We start from the raw sequence: 3,106 nt of genomic DNA on the forward strand, positions 1-3,106 counted from the left end.
CCGCGGCTTCCGCCAGCTTGACCACCGCCGCGTTCATCCCCGTCTCGAACACCTCCGCCGTGTTCCCCAGCCGCGCATATTTGCCCGCGTGCTTCAGATAGGGGCCATAGCGCCCGATCGCCGCCTCGATCGGCTCGCCCGTCTCCGGGTGCGTCCCGATCAGGCGCGGCAGGCTCAGCAGCCGGAGCGCCAGCTCCAGCGTCAGCTCGCCCGCATCGGTCGGGATCGACGCGCGCCTGGCATCCGCGCCCTCGCCCAGCTGGATGTAGGGCCCGAACCGCCCCGCCTTGCGCTCCACCGGCAGCCCCGTCGCCGGATCGTGCCCCAGCTGCTCGGGCAACGCTTCCACCGCCGCGTCGCCCGCTTGGCCGAAGCGCCGCGTATATTTGCAGTCGGGATAGTTGGAGCAGGCCACGAACGCCCCGAACTTGCCGCCGCGCAGCGCCAGCCTGCCCTGGTTGCAGTTCGGGCACAGCCGCGCGTCCGCCCCGTCCGCGCGCTCGGGAAACAGGTAATCGCCCAGGAACACGTCCAGCTCGGCGGTGATCGCCGAGGGCTGCTGCTCCATCACCTCCGTCGTCCTGGGCTTGAAGTCCCGCCAGAACGCGTCGAGCACCGCCCGCCATCCGGCGCGCCCGCCAGACACGTCGTCCAGCTCCTCCTCCAGTTCGGCGGTATAGTCGTAGCCGACATATTTCGGGAAGAACCGCTCCAGGAACGCGGTGACCAACCGCCCGCTCTCCTCCGCCCAGAACCGGTTCTTGTCGACCCGGACGTATTCGCGGTCCTTCAGCGTCTGGATGATGGAGGCATAGGTGGAGGGCCGCCCGATGCCGAGTTCCTCCATCCGCTTGACCAGCGACGCCTCGGAGAAGCGCGGCGGCGGCTGGGTGAAATGCTGCTCGGCCGCGACGCCCTTGCGCGCCGGCGCGTCACCCTCGCGCAGCCGGGGCAGGCGCCGGGCGTCCTCGCCGTCCTCGTCCGTTCCTTCCTCGTACAGCGTCAGATAGCCCGGGAAGAGCACCACCTGCCCCGTCGCCCGCAGCACGTGCCGCCCCGTCCCGTCCGTCAGCTCGGCGGTGGTCCGCTCCAGCCGCGCCGACGCCATCTGGCTCGCCATCGCGCGCTTCCACACCAGCTCGTACAGCCGCCCGTGATCCCCCGACCCGACCTTGTCGCGCCCGAACTCCGTCGGCCGGATCGCCTCATGCGCCTCCTGCGCATTCTTCGCCTTGGTCTGATAATGTCGAGGCGAATCAGGAACATAGGAGCCGTCGTAGCGGTCGGCGATCGCCTTGCGCGCGGCCGAGATGGCGGAGCCGTCCATCTGCACGCCGTCCGTGCGCATATAGGTGATCGCGCCGTCCTCGTAGAGCTGCTGCGCCACGCGCATCGTGTGGCTGGCCGAGAAGCCCAGCTTGCGCGCCGCCTCCTGCTGCAGCGTCGAGGTGGTGAAGGGCGGCGGCGGGTTGCGGGTCAGCGGGCGCGTCTCCACCGACTGGACGGTGAACCGGCCGGCCTCCACGTCCGCCCTGGCGCGCGCTGCCGTGCCCTCGTCGCCGATCGCCAGCCGGTCCAGCTTGTCGCTGTTCCACTGCACCAGCCGCGCGGCGAACAGCTGCCCGTCCTGTTCCAGCGTCGCGATCACCGACCAATATTCGCGCGCGCGGAACGCCTCGATCTCGCGCTCGCGCTCGACGATCAGCCGCAGCGCCACCGATTGCACGCGCCCCGCCGACTTGGCGCCGGGCAGCTTGCGCCACAGCACGGGCGACAGCGTGAAGCCGACCAGGTAATCAAGCGCGCGCCGCGCCCGGTAGGCGTCGATCAGGTCGGTATCCAGCTGGCGCGGCGCCTTCATCGCGGTGGTCACCGCCTGTTTGGTGATCGCGTTGAAGGTGACGCGCTCCACTTCGGGGGGCAGCGCCTTGCGCCCGCGCAGCACCTCCTGCACGTGCCAGGAGATCGCCTCGCCCTCGCGATCCGGATCGGTCGCCAGGATCAGCCGCGCCGCGCCCTTCGCCGCGTCCGTGATCGCGCGCAGCTGCTTGGCCTTGTCCGCGTAATTCTCCCACGACATGGCGAAGCCGTCGTCGGGATCCACCGATCCGTCCTTGGGCGGCAGGTCGCGGACATGGCCGTAGGAGGCGAGCACCTGGAAGCCGGGGCCCAGGTACTTTTCGATGGTCTTCGCCTTGGCGGGCGATTCCACAATCACAAGCTGCATGAGCCGAACGGGTCCTTACGTGTACGCGCGAGGGTGGGGAGGCGCGGTGGCCCGCGTCAAGCGGCGTTGATCGGGGCGGGGGAGGGGCGTAGGATCGCGATATGGGCGCGATCGAGCATCTGACCATCGGAGTCCCCGTCGATATCGCCGACAAGCTGCGCGCCTGGGTCGCCAGCGGAGAGTTCGGCAGCATGGAAGCGGTCGTGCTCGACCGATTGCTGGGACTTGAAGGACCGGAGACCGGCGCCGAATACCCTGCGATCACGACGTGGCTCCGCACGGAGGTGGCGCAGATCTACGACAGGATGAAGGCAGACCCGTCGCGTGGCATTCCTATCGAGCAGGTCATCGCCCGACTCAAGGCGGAGCGGATCGCACGCGGCGAGTGAGCAGCTTCCACGTCATCTTTTCACCGGAAGCAGAATCGCATCTTGAGGAGATGCGGCAGTACATCGCCAGTCAGAACTCGCCGGAGATCGCCAACGGCTACGTCGACCGGATCATCCGGCACTGCCTCAAGCTTGGCGAGATGCCTCATCGAGGCACGATGCATGAGGAGCTGCGCCCTGGTCTCCGGACCATTCCGTTCGACCGACGCATGACGATCGCCTTCGCCGTGGTGGGCTATACCGTGGAAGTCCTTGCCATCGCCTATGCCGGCCGCGACCTCGCCAACCTGCTTCGCTGACTCACCGCAAGCTCGCCCGCCCGCCGGCATGCCGGTCCAGTCGCCCGGCCAGTTCCAGCTCCAGCAGCACCGTCTGCACCAGCGCCGGCGCGCGCCCCGACTGGCGGATCAGCTCGTCGACCGCCACCGGCACCGGCCCGAGCAGGTCGACGATCGCGCGCCGGTCCGCGTCGCTCGCGTCCGCCGGCGCC

3 protein-coding genes and 1 pseudogene are annotated in these 3,106 nt (G+C 69.2%); 2 read left to right on the plus strand and 2 right to left on the minus strand.

The window, feature by feature from the left end; translation table 11 throughout:
- A partial coding sequence (gene topA / locus HUU95_RS12305; RefSeq protein ID WP_174280370.1) for a type I DNA topoisomerase occupies positions 1-2,227 on the minus strand: 2,227 nt, incomplete at its 3' end.
- A 101-nt stretch (positions 2,228-2,328) separates the two neighbouring features.
- Here topA and HUU95_RS12310 point away from each other — a divergent pair.
- Both HUU95_RS12310 and HUU95_RS12315 read left to right on the plus strand, forming a co-directional pair.
- Positions 2,329-2,616 (plus strand): type II toxin-antitoxin system ParD family antitoxin, encoded by a 288-nt coding sequence (locus HUU95_RS12310; protein ID WP_174280371.1) that lies wholly within the window; start codon positions 2,329-2,331, stop codon positions 2,614-2,616.
- Positions 2,613-2,915 (plus strand): type II toxin-antitoxin system RelE/ParE family toxin, encoded by a 303-nt coding sequence (locus HUU95_RS12315; protein WP_302480126.1) that lies wholly within the window; start codon positions 2,613-2,615, stop codon positions 2,913-2,915. The genes HUU95_RS12310 and HUU95_RS12315 overlap by 4 nt, the downstream gene beginning before the upstream one ends.
- Before the next feature lies 1 nt (position 2,916).
- On the opposite strand, the pseudogene HUU95_RS12320 reads toward HUU95_RS12315, so the two are convergent.
- A pseudogene (locus HUU95_RS12320) lies at positions 2,917-3,106 on the minus strand (DNA-processing protein DprA); the annotation flags it as partial.

Source organism: Sphingomonas bacterium (assembly GCF_903643065.1).
Classification (GTDB): Bacteria; Pseudomonadota; Alphaproteobacteria; order Sphingomonadales; family Sphingomonadaceae; genus Sphingomonas.